General features: G+C 34.7%; 18 protein-coding genes and 1 pseudogene. 6 read left to right on the top strand and 13 right to left on the bottom strand.

Annotation, left to right across the window (positions count from 1 at the left end; all coding sequences use genetic code 11):
* Positions 1–126: 126 nt before the first annotated feature.
* From NBE98_RS14765 to NBE98_RS14750, 4 genes are all read right to left on the bottom strand, one after another.
* Positions 127–3,144: an FtsX-like permease family protein gene (locus NBE98_RS14765; protein ID WP_250815773.1), complete on the bottom strand. Its 3,018-nt coding sequence runs from the start codon at positions 3,142–3,144 to the stop codon at positions 127–129.
* Between the two features lie 2 nt (positions 3,145–3,146).
* The gene (locus NBE98_RS14760) at positions 3,147–3,851 is read right to left on the bottom strand and encodes an ABC transporter ATP-binding protein (protein WP_250815772.1); all 705 of its coding nucleotides are present in this window, start codon (positions 3,849–3,851) and stop codon (positions 3,147–3,149) included.
* 127 nt (positions 3,852–3,978) lie between these two features.
* Complete coding sequence (locus NBE98_RS14755; RefSeq protein WP_250815771.1) at positions 3,979–4,584, bottom strand: TetR/AcrR family transcriptional regulator; 606 nt, start codon at positions 4,582–4,584, stop codon at positions 3,979–3,981.
* Positions 4,585–4,751: 167 nt separating this feature from the next.
* Complete coding sequence (locus NBE98_RS14750; RefSeq protein WP_250815770.1) at positions 4,752–5,549, bottom strand: class I SAM-dependent methyltransferase; 798 nt, start codon at positions 5,547–5,549, stop codon at positions 4,752–4,754.
* Between the two features lie 361 nt (positions 5,550–5,910).
* Between NBE98_RS14750 and NBE98_RS14745 the strand changes: the two genes are divergently transcribed.
* From NBE98_RS14745 to NBE98_RS14740, 3 genes and pseudogenes are all read left to right on the top strand, one after another.
* Complete coding sequence (locus tag NBE98_RS14745; protein WP_250815768.1) at positions 5,911–7,287, top strand: MATE family efflux transporter; 1,377 nt, start codon at positions 5,911–5,913, stop codon at positions 7,285–7,287.
* 419 nt (positions 7,288–7,706) lie between these two features.
* Positions 7,707–7,928, top strand: a complete 222-nt coding sequence (locus tag NBE98_RS22605; protein ID WP_432432687.1) for a substrate-binding domain-containing protein — start codon at positions 7,707–7,709, stop codon at positions 7,926–7,928.
* A gap of 51 nt (positions 7,929–7,979) precedes the next feature.
* Positions 7,980–8,349 (top strand): annotated as a pseudogene (locus tag NBE98_RS14740) (class II aldolase/adducin family protein); the annotation flags it as partial.
* Between the two features lie 233 nt (positions 8,350–8,582).
* Here the strand turns inward: NBE98_RS14740 and mmsB are convergent.
* The 6 genes from mmsB to NBE98_RS14710 all read right to left on the bottom strand — a co-directional run bounded on the left by mmsB (position 8,583) and on the right by NBE98_RS14710 (position 16,497).
* A complete protein-coding gene (gene mmsB, locus NBE98_RS14735) occupies positions 8,583–9,806 on the bottom strand; it encodes a multiple monosaccharide ABC transporter permease (protein ID WP_432432686.1) in 1,224 nt (407 codons plus the stop codon).
* A complete protein-coding gene (gene mmsA / locus NBE98_RS14730) occupies positions 9,806–11,341 on the bottom strand; it encodes a multiple monosaccharide ABC transporter ATP-binding protein (protein ID WP_250815765.1) in 1,536 nt (511 codons plus the stop codon). The genes mmsB and mmsA overlap by 1 nt, the downstream gene beginning before the upstream one ends.
* A gap of 101 nt (positions 11,342–11,442) precedes the next feature.
* Positions 11,443–12,546, bottom strand: a complete 1,104-nt coding sequence (gene chvE / locus NBE98_RS14725) for a multiple monosaccharide ABC transporter substrate-binding protein (RefSeq protein WP_250815764.1) — start codon at positions 12,544–12,546, stop codon at positions 11,443–11,445.
* Positions 12,547–12,763: 217 nt separating this feature from the next.
* Positions 12,764–14,047, bottom strand: a complete 1,284-nt coding sequence (locus tag NBE98_RS14720) for a response regulator (RefSeq protein WP_250815763.1) — start codon at positions 14,045–14,047, stop codon at positions 12,764–12,766.
* Positions 14,025–15,527 (bottom strand): sensor histidine kinase, encoded by a 1,503-nt coding sequence (locus NBE98_RS14715; protein ID WP_250815762.1) that lies wholly within the window; start codon positions 15,525–15,527, stop codon positions 14,025–14,027. The genes NBE98_RS14720 and NBE98_RS14715 overlap by 23 nt, the downstream gene beginning before the upstream one ends.
* Positions 15,508–16,497, bottom strand: a complete 990-nt coding sequence (locus tag NBE98_RS14710) for a substrate-binding domain-containing protein (RefSeq protein ID WP_250815761.1) — start codon at positions 16,495–16,497, stop codon at positions 15,508–15,510. Before NBE98_RS14710 ends, NBE98_RS14715 begins: the two co-directional genes overlap by 20 nt.
* 179 nt (positions 16,498–16,676) lie before the next feature.
* Here NBE98_RS14710 and NBE98_RS14705 point away from each other — a divergent pair, with 179 nt between their 5' ends.
* The 3 genes from NBE98_RS14705 (at position 16,677) to NBE98_RS14695 (ending at position 20,331) form a co-directional block, all read left to right on the top strand.
* Complete coding sequence (locus NBE98_RS14705; RefSeq protein WP_250815760.1) at positions 16,677–17,507, top strand: AraC family transcriptional regulator; 831 nt, start codon at positions 16,677–16,679, stop codon at positions 17,505–17,507.
* Between the two features lie 117 nt (positions 17,508–17,624).
* On the top strand, positions 17,625–18,689 hold the full coding sequence (gene uxuA, locus NBE98_RS14700) for a mannonate dehydratase (RefSeq protein ID WP_250815759.1): 1,065 nt from the start codon (positions 17,625–17,627) through the stop codon (positions 18,687–18,689).
* 16 nt (positions 18,690–18,705) lie between these two features.
* A complete protein-coding gene (locus tag NBE98_RS14695) occupies positions 18,706–20,331 on the top strand; it encodes a mannitol dehydrogenase family protein (RefSeq protein ID WP_250815758.1) in 1,626 nt (541 codons plus the stop codon).
* A gap of 243 nt (positions 20,332–20,574) precedes the next feature.
* Here NBE98_RS14695 and xylB read toward each other — a convergent pair whose 3' ends face one another.
* Genes xylB through NBE98_RS14680 form a run of 3 tightly spaced genes read right to left on the bottom strand, consistent with a single transcriptional unit; the run spans position 20,575 to position 23,923 of the window.
* On the bottom strand, positions 20,575–22,077 hold the full coding sequence (xylB, locus tag NBE98_RS14690) for a xylulokinase (RefSeq protein WP_250815756.1): 1,503 nt from the start codon (positions 22,075–22,077) through the stop codon (positions 20,575–20,577).
* Between the two features lie 21 nt (positions 22,078–22,098).
* Positions 22,099–22,746 (bottom strand): fructose-6-phosphate aldolase, encoded by a 648-nt coding sequence (gene fsa, locus NBE98_RS14685; RefSeq protein ID WP_250815755.1) that lies wholly within the window; start codon positions 22,744–22,746, stop codon positions 22,099–22,101.
* Positions 22,747–22,762: 16 nt separating this feature from the next.
* Positions 22,763–23,923 (bottom strand): ROK family transcriptional regulator, encoded by a 1,161-nt coding sequence (locus NBE98_RS14680; protein ID WP_250815754.1) that lies wholly within the window; start codon positions 23,921–23,923, stop codon positions 22,763–22,765.
* Between the last annotated feature and the right edge of the window lie 30 nt (positions 23,924–23,953).

Here is a 23,953-nt window from a genome sequence, read left to right as displayed (position 1 = left end):
AATAGTTTTTAAAGGAAAAAATTAACAATAAAAAAAGATAACTTTTTAAAAAGTTATCTTTTTTTATTGTTAACAAGTTGTTCTGCGAGGACTTTAGTTTCATAAGTACTTGCACTGCTTAAGATTTTATTCAGCACTCTTAAGAGACTCTATCATATCAATTTTATCAAATCTTGCATACATGGCTAGATTTACAACTACTGAAAATAACAATGTGAGCAAAATCGAAATTAAATAGTAAACTGGGCCAATCTTTTGCAGGAATAATATATCATTAGTTTCTGCAGTACCAATTATAAACTTATTAAAAAACATTCCCATTGGTACCCCGAACAAACTTCCAAGAACAGTTAATATCATATTTTCCCTGTAGATATAAGCTGCAAGTTCATAATTAAAAAATCCTAAAAGCTTTATTGTTGCAAGTTCCCTTTTTCTTTCCTCGATATTTATGTTGGTGAGGTTGTACATTACAACAAAAGCTAAAACGCCTGCTGATACTATTAACACTGGTATTACAGAATTAATTGCAGAAGACATCTTGTTGAAGTTAATATGCACATTGCTTTTAAATTCAACAGAGTTGATATCGTCTAAAGCTTTCAACGCACTTAAAGTATTATCCTCTTCTTCCTCAGATAAATTATTTAAAAGTCCGTAGAAACTGTTAAAGGCTAAGCTATTTCCTGTCAAACTTTCGTAGTAATCAGGGCTTATATAGATATAATGTTGAAGGTAATGCTCTGTTATCCCAGAAATCTTAGCTTGGAAGGTGTTATCCTCTAGGTTGACTTCGATGGTATCTCCAACTTTTTTATCTAAAAGCTTAGCTAATTTCTTAGTTAAAATAACACCATCATCCTTAAGTTTTAATCCTTCACTATTTACACTTAAATTAATATAGTTGTTAAGTTCCTGTTTATTTTCAGGAACAACCAAATAGGCATCCTGACTTTTGTTATCTTTCATGTTTATTGAAACATTTTTTGAATAGCTGAACATAATTGCTTTGACATTTAAAGTACCTGCAGCTTTGCCCTTTAGAGCATTTTTATCAGATGTATTTAAGTTTTTACTTAAAGTGCCCTGCATATCATATTTATATATACTGCTGAATTGTGCTTCTGTTGCACCGATTATTCCTTCCTTTAATCCAAAACCCGTTATCATTAATCCAGTACAAGCTGCAATGCCTACCACTGTCATAAACAGCCTCTGTTTATATCTAAAGATATTCCTTGCTGTAACCTTTTTTGTAAAGTTCATTCTTTTCCATATAAAATTAATTCTTTCAAGAAGTATGGTTTTTCCTGACTTAGGTGGTTTGGGCCTCATTAAAGAAGCTGGAACTTCTCTCAGTTCCTCCAAAGCAGATGCAACTGCTGCAGCCGCTGTAAACAACACCGCAATCAGCGCTGCCTGGAGAGCAAGGTTTGAATTGAAAGGTACTATCATTTCACCGATATCATAACGAGTGGCATAAGCATTCATTATTAAGGACGGGAATAATCTAAACCCAACAAAGATACCAATAATGCTGCCTAAAATACTTGCTGAAAGTCCGTAAATAAGATAGTGAGCTACTATGGAAGCACTCGAATAGCCTAAGGCTTTAAAAGTGCCAATCTCTGTTCTTTTTTCCTGAACCATTCTTGTCATGGTTGTAAGACTTACCAAGGATGCAACAAGGAAAAATATTAGAGGAAACACCTTTCCTATACTATCAATTCTGTCACTGTCCTGCCTATACGTTTCATAACCAGCATTATGGGATCTTCCAAGTACATACCAGTCAGGTTTTTTAATATCCTTAAGCTTATCTCTATTTTGTTGAATTTCAACTTCTCCATCCCTTATCTTTTCATTTGCTTTTGCTTCCTCGGATTTTAGCTTTGTATAATTAGCATCAATTTCTTTCTGCCCATCCTCAAGTTTCTTTCTTGCACTACTGAGCTTTGCCAGACCTTCATTCCTTCCCTTTGCTAATTCTACTTCTGAAGCTGAAATTTTTCCCTTGTTTGCCTCAAGCTCTGCTGCTCCTTTATTAATTTCAGCTTCAGCTGCTTTAAGCTGCGGATTTTCTTCACCAAGCAGAAGCTTTGCATCTGCTATTTCTTTCTTTTTTGCATTTATATTGCTTTCTGCATATATAATCTGCTTTTTTCCATCTTCTATCTGTTTTTGAGCTGCTGTCATCTGCTTATTAAAAAGCACCTCATTTTTCACAAGTTCTTCCTTGCCCTTACGAATTTTATCCTTAGCCTTATCCAGCTCTTTATAACCATCAGCAAATTTTTCTAAGGCTTCTTTTTTTGAGCTATCAAGCTCAGCTTGTGCTTCATTGAGTTTGTCATTAGCTTTTCCTAATACCTCTGCATACCTTATCTCATTTCTTGATACTCCAATATCCTTAAGAGATTTTTCTATAGTTTCATTAAAGCTAGTATAGCCTTCATTATCCAAAAGGCTTTTTTCCGATTGAGGGCTATCTGTTTTTACATAGATTTCCGTATAAACCTCGCTTTTAAAAACTTCAGGAAGTATAAACATAAAGCCTTTAACAGAGCCATTTCCTACAGAACTTGGCTGTCTTTGCTCTGAAATATATAAAGGAGATTCAGCAGTTCCAACAATTTTAAATTCAGTGCTTTTTAAATTATCTTCTAAAGCATTTTCATCTCCTGATTTAAGTACTATAGTGTCACCTAAGGATAGCTTATGGTTCTCCATAAATCTTTCCTCTACAACTACTTCGTCGGCAGCTTCTGCCTTTCTACCTTTCATCAGCTTAATCTGGTTGATTGAATTTTCTGCAGGCATTGAATTAATGTTGAGTACTAATTGACGTTTATCTATTTCTACTACTACATCAATTGAATAGGAACCTTCTGCTTGTGTTACTCCACTTAGTTTTTTAATTTCCTCTACATCGCCATTTGTGAGTCCTAGAGTAGATATAAGCTTATAATCCATAAAGTTATTCTTACTAAAGTAAGTATCAGCAGATATTTTCATGGACGGGCTTGTCGCTCTAACGCCAGCATAAAATGCCACTCCAACAGTAATAATCACAACTATAGATAAAAATCTTGAAAGCGATTTTTTTATGTCTCTGTTTAAGTTTTTAAAAAATGATCTTTTCATAATTACCACTCTATGCTTTCTATGGAAACAGGATTTTCATTCTTTATCATACTAGCTATCTTGCCACTTCTCACAGTGATTACCCTATCAGCTATTGGTGCAATAGCCGAATTATGCGTAATAACTATAACGGTCATATTGTATAGCTTTGCTGTATCAGACAACATTTTTAATATTGCCTTTCCAGTATTATAATCTAATGCTCCTGTTGGCTCGTCACAAAGAAGCAGTTTAGGATTCTTTGCAATTGCCCTTGCTATGGATACCCTTTGCTGCTCCCCACCCGAAAGCTGTGAAGGGAAGTTGTACAGCCTATCCTCAAGACCAACGCTTTTTAAAACCTCAGCCGGGTCCATGGAATCTTCACATATTTCAACTGCTAGCTCTACATTTTCAAGAGCATTAAGATTCTGAACTAAATTATAAAATTGAAAGACGAAGCCTATATCATCACGTCTATATTTTGTAAGCTGCTTTTTGTCATACTTGCTTATTTCATTACCATCAACATATATGCTTCCTTCTGTAACAGAATCCATACCGCCTAAAAGATTAAGTATTGTTGATTTTCCTGCACCACTGGCTCCAAGAATAACAACAAACTCTCCCTTTTCTATTGAGAATGAAACGTCATTAACTGCATTAATTACTACTTCACCCATATCATAGCTCTTTTTTACATTTTTAAATTCAACATAATTTTCCATTTCATGCTCCTTCTTTGTCAGCTTGTGAACGTCGGTTCTCTTTTAGTCCAAAAAAATACTTCTCTATTTTACAAAAATTCCATAGTCCAAGACCTTAAGCTGTGTTTATACATAGAGAAGCTTGTTATTATTTTATATCTTCGGTATCTAATTTATTTATAAGATCAGTAAAAAAAATATCGATTAAGTTCAAAGTGAGTCTTCTAACCTGTGAACCATCATTGCATTTCTTAACTATAACAGCAATGCTCTCTAGAAGGCTTTGGGAAAGAAGATATATAATAAAATTATCCTCCAGTCTTTTGCCCTGTAATGACAGCTCGTACTGAGTTTTTTCTGTTAAGATTCTTGTTACAAAATCAACAAAAATACTTTTGCAGTTCTCATACTTTGTCCCTTTACTTTCATTAAGAAGTATAGAAATTTCAAAATTGTTCTTATTAAAAATTTCCATTATCTCATCAGCTAGCTTGTAAAATATGGTTTCTGCCTTTTCGTTAAGCTCCACATTCGCAAACTGCGTAATGTAATCCACAAATCTATCATAAATAGCACCCACAAGATTTTCATGCAGCTCTTCTTTTGATTTAAAATACTTATATAAGTTTCCTACAGATGTGTTTGAATTTTTAGCTATATTTCTAATGGATGCACCTTCATAGCCTTTTTCATTAAACTCTTTTAGAGCTTCTTCAACTATCCTGTTACGCACTTCATCCTTTTGATACTGCATTAGAAAACCTCCGTTCTCTTTTAAATTATATAAAAAATCAGAAACCATGTCAATTATTTTAAAAGTACATAATCTTAAAATGCTTTACTAATTCCATATAAATTTATTCACAGATATAATGACATTGTAGAGCAAGTAATTTCTAATTATGTTTACATGCTCTAAGGCTATTTCTTTGTACAGATAAACAGTCCAGTTTCTTTTGGAATATTAATTGCGCCTTCCTTTTTTCTAATCTCTTCAAAATAATCGTATAAGCCTTCTAAGTCATTTTCAGAATAACTTGCTATAGTTATTGTGGATTTCAACCAATCTATTAAATCCTGTGTTTCTGTGATAGATAACGAATCTTCAAAATCAAACCTTTGAACATTAGGAAAGTATCGGCCTAATATCTCCTTTCCATTTTGCAGATTAAAAGAAAAGTCTTTTGTGAAAGTATCTAGTTTTGGACTAACTTGTTTAAAGGCGTTACGCAGATATGGCCTCATACCGCCATTACCATTTGTTGAAGCATAAAACTTGCCACCAGATTTTAGTACTCTTTTGACTTCCGAAAGCGCCTTATGTAAATCTGGAACATGATATAACATATGATTAGCAATTACAACATCAAAGCAATCATTAGGAAATGGTATGTTCTGAATATCTACCTTCTGGGCTATCATATTATTATGGCTTGAATATTTTTCCCAGACGATATTCACCATACCTTCTGAGAAGTCAGATAAAACCAAGAGGCAATCCTCTGGCAGCTGCTGAATCCTATTCTGCCATTGCCCACCATTTCCGCATCCTAATTCTAGTATTCTATAACCCTTTGAAAACTTATATTGTCCGAAAAGCCAAGGAAAGAAACCTTGTTTATTCGTGCTGTGCTTGGCATGTAAATTACATCTTATTGCCAAATTATTGTCATCCTTATATTGTTCTTTCACATTTTCAGTATTATTCATTATAGACATAATCGCACCCCCATTAATTTTGCTATCTAAGCTTTTAATCAAAATCAAGTAATTAGCAGCAGATTGCTACTAACCTTTGGCATAATTTCCTATCACTACATCTTTATGTTAACATAACTATAATTAATCGCCAACGCTTATACTTCGAGTTTTTATTCTATTTACATTTTTATAATCATAAATTTAAAGCCTTATAAAAATTAAATACATAATTAGATAAGAAATTACAGCTAAATTTTCTAAATGTTTAATTTACTCCATTGTTTTAATCAAGAGCCAGTCTTAAAATTAATATTTGAGGATTTATTACAGAAAAATAAAGCAACATAAAACAATGAATATAAAGGAAGTGAATGTTCTTATGATTCTACGAAAACGTAGTATGGATATGACCAGCGGCCCACTACTTGGTAAAGTATTGATATTTGCATTACCAATAATGGCAATGAACATCCTGCAGCTGCTTTTTAATGCTGCCGACATGGTAGTGGTGGGGCGTTTTTCTGGCAGCCATGCTCTAGCTGCAGTAGGTGCCACTGGCCCACTTATTAACCTCATAGTCAACTTGTTTATGGGATTATCTGTAGGTACAAGTGTCATCGTGGCGCAGGACTCTGGCGCAGGTGATAAGGTTGCGGTTAGCAGGTCTGTTCACACTTCAATTGCTATCAGCATCATTGGGGGTGTTATAGTAATGTTACTTGGTCTTGCTCTTGCTGAGCCCTTGCTGACTATGATGGGTACCCCTGAGGACATTCTCGACCTTTCAGTACTATATATGAGAATCTTCTTCATCGGCATGCCTGCCAGCATGGTTTACAACTTTAGTGCAGCTATCCTAAGGTCTGTAGGAGACAGTCGAAGACCGATGTACTACCTCATTATTTCTGGTATTGTTAATGTGATACTAAACCTATTCTTTGTAGTTGTGTTTCATATGAGCGTAGACGGTGTGGCATGGGCAACAGTAATTTCTCAATATATCTCGGTAATCTTAATCATACTTTGTCTTCTTAAGAGTGATGGAGCCATACGCTTCATACCCAAGAAGATGCGAATTGATGGTGATAAACTGAAATCCATCGTAAAGATTGGCTTACCTGCAGGTCTTCAAGGACTTCTGTTTTCCATTTCCAATGTTCTTATACAATCAGCAGTTAACTCCTTCGGCTCAACAATGGTAGCGGCAAGTTCCGCTGCAGGCAATGTGGAAGGTTTTATTGGTACTACAATGAATGCCTATTATAACGCAGCTATTACCTTTACAGGCCAAAACATGGGTGCAAAAAAGTACGACCGAATTGATACTGTTGCAAAAGTGGTTACAGTACTAATCTTCGCTACTTGGATTGTATTAGGTGGTGCCACACTGCTTTTTGGAAGACCAATGCTTGGATTGTACACCTCCGATCCTCAGGTCATCGACTTAGGTATGCTTCGGATGAAAATCATGATGGTTGCATACTTCACTTGTGGAACCATGAATGTATATCCTGGTCTTACTCGAGGCATGGGTTATTCCATACTGCCTATGCTTTGCACACTTCTTGGTGCATGCCTCATGCGTATCGTTTGGCTGGCTACCATCTTCGCCTGGTATCCAACCATGGTTATGCTCTTTATCTGCTATCCGGTAACCTGGGGTTTAGCGGGGCTCGGTCAAGTAGGAGTGTTCTTCTATGCTCGGAAACAGATACGAAAACCTGCTATACCAAATACTGAGGCTTTGAAAATATAAATACTTCCTATACAATACAAAAAAGTCCCCCAAACTAATGCTTGAGGGACTTTTTCATGCAATCTGGAACAAACCTTCTATCATGCCCTATAGGTTACTGTGCTTCAATAACCTTGTCGCAGAACTTATCAAATTCTTCATCATATACCTGAAGTTCTTGGTTGTTTAATATATTCTCCAGACATATTTTTACACCTTGCTCAAACCTTACTGTCGCAACAAAATCAGGCTTGCACTTTACTAGAAAATCTGTTTAAACATGATCACTTCAACGCCTGCAGCTTCGCCTATGCAGTCGTATATTCTATTCCAAGTAATAGCTTCACCCAAAGCTGCACCTACAATCTTCACGAAAGAGAACGTATTTGTCTGTAAAATTTGTTGAATCAAAATATCTCAGGACTTATAGATGAAACAGTATTAAGGTTCCAGAGAATTTATCTATTGTTAGCTTTGATGATTCGCAGCTTGCCCTAGCTTCTGAAATAAAACTTACTACTGTCGCTCATCCAAAAGAGTTCCTAGGCATTGAGGCTGGTAAAGCTATGTTGCCTATAATTGAAAGAAGGCAGAAGTTTAACAACTTAAAAATGGAACCTAAATTAATCATTCGAAACAGTATTCAGAGAATGCTAAGATAATACAAATTAAGATGTTATGAAATAATCAAACAAATTTGAAACTGCTGTAAATATAATAATTTTAAAGACATTAATGGAGTTGTTCACATTCATTCTAGATGGGCAACTATTTGGGTTCAAGCTGATAGGTCAATCCCCGCTTATGGCACTACCCATGCGGACTACTTTTATAATGAAATACCTTGCACAAGAAAGATGACTGCTGAGGAAATCAACATAGATTATGAAATAGAAACTGGCAATGTATATTGTAGAAACATTTAAAGAAAAGAATCCAATAATGGCTTACCATTCTTTCGCTCTTACTCCAAACCTAGGTCCTATTGATCAGGCTCTACTAGATAAGCATTTACTAAGAAAACATGGTGCTACTGCATATTATGGCCAAAACACTTCCAGCAAATTGGCAAGCGGGGAATAATATTGTTTAAAGGAGCTTGTACCGAAATTATCACTAGTGCGTAAAAGTGTTTATTACTCATTAAAAAGCTATTTACAAAATATAAGCCACAAACTAATTGTTTCAAAAGACTATTAGTTTGTGGCTTTTCTGAGCCTCTTGCACAGTTAGTAGCTCAGAAGACATATTTTATATATTAAAGGGGTACTTTAAGCGTAAATTATATTTTGAAGCATCCCGATAAGCTTTAGCCTCTATGATTTTGCCTTCATCTTCGAAAGCACATCAAAAGCTACAGCCATTAATAGAACCAAACCTTTTATAGTCATTTGCATATCGCTTCCTACTCCTAGAATTGACATACCGTTGTTAAGAACACCCATAAATAAAGCTCCTATGATTGCTCCAACAACTGTTCCAACCCCTCCATAAGCAGAGGCTCCTCCTATAAAGCAGGCTGCTATGGCATCTAATTCAAAGTTCATACCAGTTTGAGGTGAAGCTGCATTAAGACGTGAACTGAAGGCTATTCCTGCAACCGCAGCTAGTAATGACATATTTACATAGGTAAGAAAGAGTACCTTGTTAGTATTAATACCTGAAAGCTTTGCTGCCTTCTCATTACCTCCCATGGCATAGATATATCTCCCTGGGACTGTCTTTGTGGTAAAAAAGGAATATACAACAATAAGTGTACCAATTAGAACTAAAATAACTGGAATACCTTTGTAAGACGCTAGCCAATAAGTAAATAAATTTATTGCGGCCAGTATTACAACAAGTTGAATTATGAAAAGTCTGAAAGGCATATCTTCAAAATTATACTTTTGTCTTTCTGCTCGCTTTTTTACCTGTGAATATACATATATAACTGAAATAATAATTCCCACCAAAAGTGCTGTTAAGTTTAGCTTGACTACAAATCCCTTGAAGACATCAGGCACAAAGCCAGCACTTATCAATTGAAAGTTTTCAGGAAATGGTGAAAGAGTCAACCCTTTAAGCATAGTAATTGTAAGTCCTCTAAAGAGCAGCATGCCTGCAAGGGTTACTATAAAGGCTGGTATTCTTACGTAAGCAATCCAAAAACCCTGCCATACTCCAATAAGAACACCAACTACAAGGCATAAAGCAATAACAATAACTATATTCATCTTCATAGTTATTATGCCCATCCCTGCTATAGCTCCAATAAAGGCACATATTGAGCCAACTGAAAGGTCGATATTTCCACCTGTTAATATACAAAGCGTCATACCAATAGCCAGGATTATTACATAGCTGTTTTGAAGCACTAAATTTGTCACATTCATAGGAACAAGAAGTATCCCATCAGTTAAAATCTGAAATAAAACTATTACTACTACAAGGGCAATAAGCATTGCATACTGTCTTATATTGCTCTTGAAAGTATTCTTAATTGTGTCTACTATATCAGTTCCTGCATTATTTTTAGAAGTGTTTTTAACAGGTTCCATCATATTACCTCCCTATTGCTCTGCATTATGCATTTCATTATACTTTCCTGAGACGCATCCTTATTATCAAGCTCTCCAACAATTCTTCCCTCATTCATTACATAAATTCTGTCGCACATTCCCAGTATTTCAGGAAGTTCGGAAGAAATAATAATGATAGCCTTGCCATCTTCCGCCAATTTGTTTATGATTGTATAAATTTCATATTTGGCTCCTACGTCAATTCCTCGTGTAGGCTCATCAAGTATCAACACCTCTGGATCAGTAAATATCCATTTGCTTAGTACTACCTTCTGCTGATTTCCTCCAGAAAGATTTCCTGTCTTCTGCAGAATACTTGAGGATTTAATGTTAAGTTTTTTTCTATAGTCCTCTGCCACACGAATTTCCTTATTTTCATCGATAATCTGACTTTTACTTAACTTATTCAGCTTTGCCATAGAAATATTTCTTTTTATATCATCTATAAGCACTAGTCCTGCTGTTTTTCTATCCTCAGTAACATAAGCCAGCCCATTATCTATTGCCTGTCGTACATTTTTAAGTTCAAGTTCTCTTCCATCTTTGATAATTTTACCAGTAATATGCTTTCCATAAGCTCTTCCAAAGATGCTCATAGCAAGCTCTGTTCTTCCAGAACCCATAAGTCCTGATATTCCTACAACCTCACCTTTATGAACTTTAAGGTTTACATCCTTTATAACCTTTCTGTCGTCAATAACTGGATCATATACACTCCAATTATCAACCTGGAAATACACCTCTCCAATTTTAGCTTCACGTTTTGGATATCTATTTACTAAATCACGACCTACCATCCCTTTTATTATTCTGTCTTCGCTTACCCTGGAATCCTTTTTCACGGTTTCTATGGTTGCACCATCACGAAGAATTGTTATACTATCTGCTACCTTCATAACTTCATTGAGCTTGTGCGAAATAATAATTGAGGTAATTTCGTGCTTTTTTAATTCAAGTATCAAATTCAATAAATTATTTGAGTCTTCTTCATTTAAAGCTGCAGTAGGCTCATCTAGTATTAGAAGTTTTACATCCTTAGCAAGAGCCTTTGCAATCTCCACAAGCTGCTGCTTTCCTACTCCAATATCTTTAATAAGTGTTTGAGAATTTTCCTTAAGTCCTACTCTTTTTATAAATTCAGAAGCCTTTGCATGGGTTGTATCCCAATCTATAATTCCATTTTTTGATCTTTCATTACCTAAAAAAATATTTTCTCCTATAGAAAGATACGGTATAAGTGCGAGTTCCTGATGAATTATGGCTATGCCAACTTTTTCACTGTCTTTAATATCTCTAAAAACACATTCTTTTCCTTCAAATATAATTTCTCCGCTGTAAGTACCATGCGGATAAATGCCGCTCAGCACACTCATTAGCGTAGACTTTCCTGCTCCGTTTTCTCCAACTAAAGCATGAATTTCACCTGTCCTAACCTTTATATTTACATTATCAAGCGCTTTGACTCCTGGAAAGAGTTTTATTATGTTTTTCATTTCAAGTATAAATTCAGCCATTGTTTCACCCCCAACGAATTTTGCGTTGTAAAACTAAATGGTAATTATAAATGAAGAATGAAGGATCCATGTGTATTCCTCATTCTTCATTTTTTATTCCCTTACTTTAAATCTGATTCTTTATAGTAACCGCTGTCTATAAGTATTTGTTTATAATTATTCTTATCAGCATATACTGGATCGCAAAGGAAGGAGGGAACAACTTTAGTACCATTGTTGTAAGTCTTTGAATCATTCACTGTTGCTTCTTTGCCTTGTAGAACTGCATCAACCATTTCTACTACCTTCGCAGCTAATGTTCTTGTATCCTTGAAGATTGACATTGATTGTTGTCCGTTTATCATAGCTAGTACGTTTGGTTTGTCGCAGTCTTGACCAGTTATAATTGGGTATGGCTTGTCAGCATTTCCATAACCAGCGTTCTTAAGCGAAGCAATTATTCCAATTGCCAAACTATCATTAGGTGAAAGAACTACATCTAATTTCTTTCCACTTGCATAGTTAGCAGTTATAAGATTATCCATTCTTGACTGCGCCTTAGCTGATTCCCAGCCTTGTATTGCTATTTTCGTAAAATCCTTTTGACCACTTGTAACAACAAGCTTCCCATTGTCTATATAAGGTTGAAGTATGCTCATTGCGCCATTAAAAAAGAACGTTGCATTATTATCGTCTGGAGATCCACCGAATAATTCAATATTAAAAGGTCCTTTTCCATCTTTGAGGCCTAATTTATCTTCTATATATTTGCCTTGGGTAACACCAACCTTAAAATTATCAAAGGTTGCATAGTAGTCAACATTTTTGCTGTTCATAATAAGTCTGTCATAAGCTATTACCTTAACCCCATTGTCTGCAGCTTTCTTAAGTACATCAGATATTGCAGAACCATCTATAGAAGCTATAACTAAAACCTTAGAACCCTTAGTAACCATATTTTCTATTTGTTGTGTTTGAGTGTTTACATCGTTGTTTGCATATTGAAGATCAACCTTGTAGCCCTTAGCTTCAAGCTGGGATTTCATGTTTGCTCCGTCTTGATTCCAGCGTTGAAGTGATTGAGTTGGCATAGCTACACCAATTAATTTGTCTTTTGAGCCACTAGTGGCGGTTCCTGGATTAGAAGTATTTGTTTGTGTTGAGCCGCAGCCTATTAGCCCAAGTGTTAGCGCTACTGTCAGCACTGAAGCAATTATTTTTTTCATTTTTAATTCCCCCTCAATATTTTTTTGTACTTGAGTATTATTAATGCTCAAGCCCTATGTAAAATAATTTAATTTACGTATTTATCATATAATTTGTAAACGTTTATCTCAACGTAATAACTTGCCTACCTTCTTTAAAATACTGCTTGTTTTGCAGCATAATTTTGCTATGAAAAATCGCAAAAAAAAACTATACAGCAAAATTGCTGTATAGTTTCTATAAGAACTTAACTTTAAACTCGCTGGGAGTTACACCTTCATATTTTTTAAAAACCTTACTAAAATAATTAGGATCGCTGTAACCTACAGAATAGCATATTTCCTTTATGCTCAAAGAGTCACCTTTTAGAAGTTCCTTAGCTTTTCTAATTCGAAGCATGTTTATATAATCAGAAAAATTGAACCCTAAAACTTCTTTAAAGCTTCTACTAAAATAATAAGAACTCAAATTAAACTTTGCTGCTGTTTTCTCCAAGTCAAGCTCTTCTTTTATATTTTCTGCAATATATTGCTCTACTCTTTTAAATACAGCAATTTTTTCCTTTTCCATACCTTGAATTTTACTACTAGAGCTTTCCTTCACATTCATGCTGTTCTTTATATCCTGAAAGTGAACGACATTTATGCTTTCGGATATAAACTCAAGAGAGCTACAAGCTTCCTCATAGGACTGATGCATTAGATTTAATCCATTATAAAACTGGCCAATCCCAATTTTAATAGACACGTCAAACACCCTTCTGACTTCTCTTCTAATATCTGCTGCCAGATTAACTATATCAAATCTTGCCTCATACTCGTCCATCTGTTCCTTTAGCTGAAGAAAATACACTATATTTTTAGTAAATCTATAGCTTGCGATAGTTTTATATCTTCTTTCAATATATTCCTTAACATATTCCCCGATTTGAACCTTAATATTTTTAATAGTAGGTTCATCTTTAAACTTCACAACCATAGAACAAGCCTTTTGAAAGTCTACCCCTAAATATCTTAAGTAGGTTTCATAATCAATGGAAGTTATTGAGTTATTTATTATTGAATAGCTCAATTCATTTTCCAAGACTGGCATAAGATTATATAGTCTTTCCTGATTCTCAATTTCTCTTTTTCTCTTTTCTCTTTCCATGTTAACGAAACCTGCCGCAGCTTTTATTTTTTCAGTTATATCTGATCTGCTGAAGGGCTTTAAGATATATTCCTTAACATTATTTTTTACTGCTTCCACGGCAAAATCAAAATAGTCATAGGCTGTTAAAATTATAATGTAGGCGTTGGGAAGAAACTTTCTAATTTCTAAAATAGCTTGAAGCCCATTTATTCCAGGCATTTTAATATCCATAATTATTATATCAGGCCGTATTCTTTCAGAAATTTCAATGGCTTCTCTTCCATTTTTCGCTTCGCTAATATCAAACTCATTTCCAAACGCTAAATTAAGTATGCTTATAATCGCCTCTCTGTCATACTTTTCATCATCAGCTACTAGAAGCCTTAGCATAAACACTCAACTCCTTCATAGGAATCTTTAAATATATCTTTGTGCCAATACCTTTTTTGCTTGTTATTTCAAACATATTTTTTTCGTCGTACATCAGTTCAAGTCTCTCTATAACACTTCTTATTCCCATACCCGTTGTATGACCAATATGTTCCTTATTAGAGTCCTCCGAAATAATTTTGTATAGAGTTTCCTCATCTATCCCACATCCATCGTCTTCTATTGATACAAAATAAATATTATCTTTCTCATAAATATTTATTTTAATCTCTCCTCCCTCCTCTTTAGGCTCAATACCATGGATGAACGCATTTTCAACAAAAGGCTGAAGCGTCATTCCAGGTACCTTTAATTTTGTTAAATCTGCATTAATATTCAGAGTGAATTTTATTCTTTCTTCATATCTTAACTGCTGAATAAACATATACTGCTTAGTTATATTAATCTCTTCATCTAGAGTAGCGTTTCTATTCATCATGCTTAAGCTATATCTTAAAATTCCCGAAACAGATTTTATAAGACTTTCAGTTGCTAATGCTTTTTCTTTTATAGCTGTTTGATTTATACAGTTTAAGGTATTAAAAAGAAAGTGAGGATTTATTTGAGATTGAAGTACCTTCAGCTGAGAAAGTTTAAGAGCATTTTCATACTTTAAAAGCTTCATCTCGTCATCTCTTATTTTCTTTTCTAGCTCAGCGGTTTCCTTTAAGGAGTTAATATGCTTTTTAATATTGCTTATCATTGTTCTAAAGGCTTCAGATAGTATGTCCAACTCATAAATATTAGTCTTCTGCCCCTCATAGTATGTAAAGTCACCATTAGAAACCTTTTCTGAGTTATGCACTAGTTCACGAAGCTTATTTAATATATTTTTTAAAAAGATAAGAGTATAAAGAATACTTATCAAAAGCGCAAAAGCAATATAAGTTACCAAAACCTTATAGATAAAGGTTTCTTTCTCTTTTAATTTATTGTAGACTTCGTTATTATAGCTAAGATAACTGTCGCTAAGCTTGGATATAAACGTATTGCAATAACTTGCTATTTCCTTTGTATTAACGTATCCTCCGTAATAAGCATCAATGGCGCTTTGCTTATCATAAATCCTTATTGTGTCATCGGCTGAAGTTTTATAGCTTCTTAATGAATTTTCCACATCTCTTAATATATATCTGCTTTGCAAGTCTGAATTTTCCTTAAGATAATTTAAACTCTCAATTGCTTCGCTATAACTTTCTTCGTATATATTCTTGCTTTGTATGGTATTGGTCTGTATATATTTATTAAAGTTGTTGAAGGAGTTAGTAAGATAGGTTTTTATTTGGTTAGTTCTGCTCATTTTATTCATCATGAAATTATAATGATCGTTAATTCTCTTGCTGATCATCAAGGATACTATACTGCTGGTTGCTATAGGAGTAATTATAATAACTACAAAAATTATGAATTTACTTCTTAAACTATTTGGCTTCACCACCATACTCCCCTTTTTCCTTTTCATACTCTTCAAGATTTTCCTTTTTAACAACATAAACATCCGTTGAGAATACCCCTTTTGTATCCTTGCCTTCAACTATATTCATTATTATATTTACTGCATTATATCCCATAAGATTTGGCATTTGAACTATGGTGGAGGTTATTACACCGTTTCTTATACCATTAATTGTTTCAGGCAAATCATCAAAGCATATAATTTTAACCTTACCAGCTAGTCCTAATTTGGTTAGTGCCTTTGCTGCACCAACTCCATCTAAGGCTGAAGCACAAAAAATAGCTTTAATATCCCTATTACCTAGCAGTATTTTCTTTGCTGCAATTTCTGCCTCTAATAGGTATGAATCAGAAGATTCAACAGTAGCTATTGAAAGCTCTGAATTTTCACTTATATAATTTTTAAAGCCTTGTACTCTTTCCATCTGATTTTTAACTGTGTTCCCTCCAACTATAATTCCTATGTTTCCTTCCTTCCCCACCTGATTGATAAGCTCTTCAGCAGCTACACCTCCTGCCTTAATATTATCTGTTCCAATGTAGGCTAAACGTTTACTCTTTTCAGCATCAGAGTCAATAGTTACTACAGGTATATCACCCTCCACAACCCTATCTATAACAGGCTTATACTTTTCTTCATCTTGAACATACGTGATTATTCCGCTTGCCTTTGCGGCATAGGCCATGTTTATAAACTTTATTCCTTCTTCTACGCTTGCACTGTCTGGTCCCTGAAATTCAACTACTGCATTTCTTTCTCTTGCTGCTTTTTCAGCGCCTTGCTTTATATACTGCCAATATGGGTTCGAATAGACATGAGATATAAGTACTATCTTTGGCTTGATTTTCCCTTCCACTGCCTTTTCTTCTCTTAAACTATTCAAAAGTATGATATTAAATATAACAAATATAACTATAATTGATATATAGCTTAACACCCTAAATAGAAATTTCACATTTATCCCCCTTACCCTTTGACTTTAAATACAAGTAATGTAAATATTATACCATATTTCTAACCAAGCATTTACTTTAATTATTATAACAATTCAAATGTTTAAATAATTAAAGTTATACTATATAATTGTATTTGTACTATATGATTATCATTTAACTAGCAGAGGTGTTTACCAAATTGAATATATCAAATTTTTTATATGAAATATTTCCTGAAATTATACACGTAGTTGATAGAAATGCAAATATATCTTGGAAGCTAGATGATCGTTTAAGTTTTTATAATTTAATGCTAATTTACGATGGCAAAACTGAATTTTTCTGCAATGACACAAAATTTGTAGCTTCTAGAGGGGATTTAATATTTTATAAACCTGGCGATATCCGAAAAGCCCATACTTTCCCCGATAATCTTATGAAGGCTTTTGCTATAGACTTTCAATACACTTGCCCAATTTATTCTGATGGAAATTGGAAACATGAAAACTGTGAGCTTCCCTTTTCATTTACACAAAGGATCGAAGATGAGTATCTTCTTTTAAAGCTAATGGATTTATTTTCAAGGTTAAACCAATTTGCACTATCTACTAAAAGCACAAAAAGAGTTAATGAAAGGCTCATTTTTACCGAAATACTCACCTTATTATTTCAATACAAAGAAGGCAATCATTATAGCTATTCAAACATTCGAAAGATTGACAAAGTTATTAACTATATGACTGAGAATTATTCACAAAATATTACCCTTCAACAACTTGCTGAGTACTCTCAAATAAGTTCTTCTTATTTAGGTAGTATTTTTAAAAAGGTTACTGGAAAATCTACTATTGAATACCTTATAAATATTAGAATAAACAAAGCGAAATCTCTGCTTAAGGATGGTTTTACAGTCTCAGAAACTTCAAAGCTTGTTGGTTTCAATGATATTTTCTATTTCAGCCGGGCTTTTAAAAAATATGAAGGCATTAACCCTTCTCAATATATAAACCTTCAAAGCAGTGAAATGTAAATCAATTTACAGTGAAATATTACAAATACAATTATATAGTTCATGTTATCAAATGCTTATATCATGGTATTATATAATAAAAAGTTATAAAATTCATAGGATTTGGAGTTGATTATTATGCAAATGACATTTAGATGGTATGGCGAAGGAAATGATTCAATAAGCCTAGCTGAAATAAGACAAATACCTGGAGTTACAGGTATCGTTTGGTCTCTTCATGATATGCCTGCTGGTGAAGAATGGTCAATGGAAAGAATTCTTAAAGAAAAAGAAATAATAGAAAAACATGGTTTCAATATTGATGTTGTAGAAAGTGTAAACGTTCATGAAGACATTAAGCTTGGTCTTCCTACAAGAGAAAAGTATATAGAAAACTACAAGAAAACAATTGAGAAGCTTGGAAAGGTTGGAGTTAAGGTAATCTGCTACAACTTCATGCCTGTTTTTGACTGGACTAGAACAGATTTACACAGGGAGCTTCCAGACGGTTCTACTGCCTTGTTCTATGAAAAGGCTAAAATTGAAAATGCAGATCCAATGGAGCTTGTAGAAAATATAGCTCACGGCGTTAAGGGCTATACAATGCCAGGCTGGGAGCCTGAAAGACTATCAAAATTAAAGGAGCTTTTCAAGGCTTATGAAAATGTTACAGAGGAAGATTTATGGAACAACTTAAAGTACTTCCTTGAACAAATTATTCCTGTTTGTGAAGCTAACAATGTAAAGATGGCTATACATCCAGATGATCCAGCATGGCCAATCTTCGGGCTTCCAAGATTAATAATTAATAAAGACAATGTTAGAAGATTCTTAAGCTTAGTGGATAGCCCATACAACGGATTAACCTTCTGCAGCGGTTCTCTTGGTTCAAATCCTAACAATGATCTTATAGGAATAATCAAGGAATTTGCGCCAAGAATACATTTTGCACATATAAGAAATATAAAACATTTTGAAAATGGTGATTTTATTGAAACATCCCACAAAAATTCCGATGGTTCACTTGATGTAGTTGGAATGGTTACAGCTCTTCATGAAGCTGGCTTTAAGGGCTATGCGAGACCTGACCACGGAAGGCACCTATGGAATGAAAAGTGCAGACCTGGCTACGGACTATATGACAGAGCACTTGGAATCATGTACTTATGGGGAGTATGGGACTCTCTTGAAAAAAATAGATAATGAGAGGTAGTTGTAGATGGAAAGCTTAATACTAAACAAGCAAAGTATAAAAAACACAGAAGCTTGGACTAAATCAAGCATAGAACTTCCACAGTTCGATTATGAAAAAATGGCAGCTGCCACTTATGAGAATCCAACTTGGGTACACTTTGGCTCAGGAAATATCTTCAGGGGCTTTATAGCTGTGCTTCAACAAAAGCTTTTAAATGCAGGAAAAGCATCTACTGGTATAATCGCAGCAGAGGGCTACGATTATGAAATTATAGATAGAATTTATACTCCTTATGATAATTTAAGTCTTCTTGTTATAATGAATCCAGATGGAAGTCTTGAAAAGAAGATTATAGGCAGCATAAGCGAAAGCCTTGCTGCAGAGCCCTCTAGAGAAAAGGAATGGGAAAGACTAAAAGAAGTCTTCACTAAGCCTTCACTTCAGATGGCTAGTTTTACCATAACCGAAAAAGGTTATGCCCTAAAGAATATTTCCGATGAGTTTTTCCCTTTTGTTAAGGAAGATATAGCTAACGGACCAGCTAGTCCAAAGGGTACAATGGCAAAAGTCGCTGCTCTTGCTTATGTTAGATACAAAGCTGGAGAGCTTCCAATAGCTTTCGTCAGCATGGACAACTGTTCAAGAAATGGTGAAAAACTTCAAAACTCTGTAGTGACAATTGCAGAGAAGTGGGTTGAAGGCGGACTCGTTGAAGAAGGCTTCCTAAGCTACCTTCAAAATCCTGAAAAAGTAAGCTTCCCATGGAGCATGATAGATAAAATTACACCACGTCCTGATAACAGCGTAAAGGAAAATTTAGAATCAACTGGTTTTGAAAGTACAGAAATTGTCATCACAAAAGCTAATACTTATATTGCTCCTTTTGTTAATGCAGAAGGACCTCAGTACTTAGCTATAGAAGACAAATTTCCTAATGGACGTATGCCTCTTGAGCTTGCAGGAGTATTTATGACTGACAGAGAAACAGTTGAAAAAGTAGAGACAATGAAGGTTACTACTTGCTTAAACCCTCTTCATACAGCTCTTGCAGTTTTCGGCTGCACTCTTGGCTTTAAGTCAATAGCTGCTGAAATGAAGGACCCTTGCCTAAAGAAATTAATAGAAAAAATAGGCTACGAGGAAGGAATGCCTGTAGTTGTAAACCCAGGAATATTAAATCCTAAAGATTTTATTAAGGAAGTAATAGAAGTAAGATTCCCAAATCCTTATATTCCTGATACTCCTCAGAGAATTGCTTCAGACACTTCTCAAAAGGTAGGTATAAGATTTGGAGAAACAATTAAATCCTACATTAAAAGAGAGGACTTGGATGTTAAGAACCTTAAATATATACCTCTTGCTATTGCCGGCTGGTGCAGATATCTTCTTGGAGTTGACGATTCAGGCAACGAGATGCAGCTAAGCCCCGATCCACTGCTTGAGGTGTTAAAGGGTTATGTATCAGGAATAAAATTAGGCGATACAGCTTCAGCTTCTGAAAAGCTGAGACCAATACTTTCAAATTCTGAGATATTTGGCTCTGACCTTTACAAGGTTGGCTTAGGTGAAAAAATTGAAGGCTACTTTGCTGAAATGTTTTCTGGCGCTGGTGCTGTAAGAGCAACCTTAGAAAAATACTTAAATTGTTAAAAATATAAAAAGTTAAATTGTTAAATTGTTAAATTGTTAACTTTTTACTCATAAAAATTAAGAGATCAGCCATCATTTATGCTGATCTCTTAATTTTTATATAAATATAGCTCTCACTCTTTATTAGCAAGCTAAGCATTGCCTGTTATTGCATCTTTGCCGCAATAGTATACTTTCTAAATCCGTTATAATCTCCTACTATAAATATACTATCTAACTACAATTTAATATCAGGATATATCATTACAGTTTGCTTACTTCTTTAAAGCAATCCTTTAGTGTTGGATATAATTTGTTGTATATTTTATATATCTTATTATATTTTTCTACATTTTCTGGAATCGGATCTACTGAATCAGTAACCTTAATAAGCTTCTCACAAGCTTCATCTACAGTTTTATATTTTCCGCAACCTACTGCTGCAAGTATAGCAGCTCCATAAGCAGGACCTTCCTTAGAGCTTATAACTTGAACCTTTACACCAAAAATATCAGCTAAAATCTGTCTCCAAAGCAGGCTCTTTGCCCCTCCTCCGCTAACTCTAACTGCTTCCACTGGAACATTAAGGCTCTTAAGTATTTCTAAAGAATCTCTAAGCCCGAAGCAAACACCTTCAAGCACTGATCTTGTCATATCTGCTCTGTTAGTTGTTATATTTATTCCAAAGAACACTCCCTTTGCATTAGGGTCGCTGTAAGGTGTTCTTTCCCCCATTAGATATGGAAGGAATACAACACCATTGCTTCCTACAGCTGCATTCCCTGCCTCTTCTAGAAGCTGATGAAAAACATCTCCCTCGGCTTGAACATCTTTATTTATACCCTCAATCCACCATTTTAAGCAAGAAGCAGCTGAAAGCATAACGCCCATTTGATGCCACTTTCCATTTGAATGGCAGAAGGAATGAAGTCTGTTAGCTTCATCAACCTCGTAATTGTCGCTGCTTGCAAACACTACTCCCGAGGTTCCAAGCGCAACTGATAGTATTCCACTTTCAATTATTCCAGTTCCTACAGCACCAGCAGCCTGGTCTCCAGCACCTCCTACTACTACAGTGTCCTCTGTAAGTCCAGTATATTCAGCTACCTCTTTGGTAAGTCTTCCTGTAACTTCCCAGGATTCATAAACTTTAGGAAGCATTTCTTCCTTTATATCTAGTATTTCGAGCATTTCCTTGGACCACTTTCTCTCTTTAACATCAAGCATAAGCATTCCTGAAGCATCTGAAACATCTGTAGCAAATACTCCTGTCAATCTATATCTGATGTAATCCTTTGGAAGCATAACATGAGCTATATTATCAAAGATCTCTCTTTCATGCTTTCTAACCCATAAAATCTTAGGAGCTGTAAAGCCGGTTAAAGCCATATTACCTGTATATTGGGATATCCTATCTTGTCCAATTACATCATTTAAATAATCACACTCTTCTTGAGTTCTCTGATCACACCAAAGGATTGAAGGTCTTAAAACCTTACCTCCCTTGTCTAATATTACAAGTCCGTGCATTTGTCCGCTGAAGCCTATACCTTTTATGCTTGCGCCATCTACATTTGAAGATTTAACTAAATCTCTTATTCCGTCTTTTGTCGCATTCCACCAATCCTCAGGATTTTGCTCAGCCCAGTTAAGTCTTGGGTAACTTACGTCATAATCTTTTGAAACTGATGCTGTAACTTCACCAGCATCAGTCATTATTACTATCTTTACTGAGGAGGTACCTAAATCTACTCCTATAAAATTCATATTTAATCCACCATCCTGAACCTATTTAGTAAAAGCTTCTTCCCAGTCTTTCTTGAATTTTTTTATTCCTTCATCTGTTAAAGGATGCTTAAGCATTTGCATAACAACCTTATATGGAACAGTTGCGATATGTGAACCAGCTTCTGCAGCATCTATAACGTGAATTGGGTTTCTTGTGCTTGCGGTTATTATTTCTGTCTTTATTCCTTGAACCTTAAATACATTAGCTATTTTTCTTATTAAATCTATTCCTTCTGTTGAAATATCGTCAAGTCTTCCAAGGAACGGGCTTACGTAAGTTGCTCCAGCATTAGCGGCAAGTAGGGCCTGAGCAGTGCTAAACACTAAAGTAACATTTGTTTTTATTCCTTCCTTTGAAAGAACATTTACAGCCTTTAGCCCTTCGCCAGTCATAGGGATCTTAACAACCATATTCTTGTGAACCTTTGCTATTTCTCTTCCTTCTTTTATCATGTTTTCAGCATCGTCACTGATAACTTCTCCGCTAATTGGTCCGTCAACAATTTTAGTTATAGTCTTAATTGTTTCCCAAAAATCTCTTCCTTCTTTCGCTATAAGTGATGGATTTGTTGTAACCCCGCTTATAACTCCCATATCATTTAATTCTCTGATTTCATCAATATTAGCTGTGTCAATAAATAGTCTCATTTCATACATCTCCTCTTTATAAGTTACTAAAGCCAAAGCTGTTCAAGACTGGTACGAGTGCTGCCCCCAGTATGTTTGAATCATTTCCAAGCCCTGAAAATAATATTTTCACATCCCCTTCTTTGTAGAACTCATTGTTACAAAAAATTCTACTAGAAAGCTCACTACTGAAAACATCTGAATACTTGCTTATATCTCCACCTATGATTATATAGTCTGGATTAAATATGAATATCAAGCTTAGTATTCCTTCTGTCAGGTTATCTATATACTCACTAACTACTTTAACCGCAGTTGATTCTTCTGTTTTAAATTTATGAATCAGTTCGTCAACATTTCTTACAGGTTCATTTGACTTTTCATTATAATCTTTTATTAATGCACGACTTGAAGCATAGGTCTCCCAGCAGCCCTTTCTTCCACAGTTACACTGCCTTCCATTCTTGGCAATACACATGTGCCCAATTTCGCCTGCTCTTCTGTCTCTTCCCTTATACATATCATTATTTATAAAAATACCGCCACCAATTCCTTCTGTTACTGAAACATATATAAGATTATCTAAATCTCTTGCAATACCAAGCTTTGACTCTGCTAAAGCCCCTGCATTAGCTTCGTTTTCAAGAAAAATAGGCAGATTAAAGTAAGAATGAAGTTCCTTAAAGGATATATTTTTAAGTCTAAAGTTTGTTGCAACCTCCAAAGTAAGTTCCTTTTCATTCACTGTTCCAGGAAGTGACAAACCTATTCCTAAAACCTTACTTTCTATATCATCCTGTGAATTAATCAAATCCTCTACTAAGGTTTTTATAACCTTTAATACTTCACGCTCAGTAATAACTATCAGGTCTTTTTTTCTATCTTCAATTATCTTAGAATCCAAATTAGTTAAAACAGCTCTTACATAGTCTCTTCCAAGATATATTCCAACACTGTATCTCGAATCAGGCAAAAACCGTATTATAACGGGTTTTCTTCCACCTGTTGAAGTTGCCATACCTGCTTCTTCTACAATTCCATCTTCCTTAAGTTCTCCAACAATTGTGGTTACTGTAGGAACACTTATATCAAGTTTTCTTGATATGTCAAGCTTTGTAAGTTCTCTTTCCTTTGAAAGAAGATTAATAACTCTTTTCTTGTTATTTGTTTTTATATCGCTATGATCTAACGCTACCATTTCATCACCATCTATAAATATAATGTAGAG

Source organism: Clostridium swellfunianum (genome assembly GCF_023656515.1).
GTDB classification, from domain to species: Bacteria; Bacillota; Clostridia; order Clostridiales; family Clostridiaceae; genus Clostridium_AT; species Clostridium_AT swellfunianum.
The sequence above is the reverse complement of the archived record's forward strand: the minus strand, read 5'-3'. Positions and strand labels throughout refer to the sequence as shown.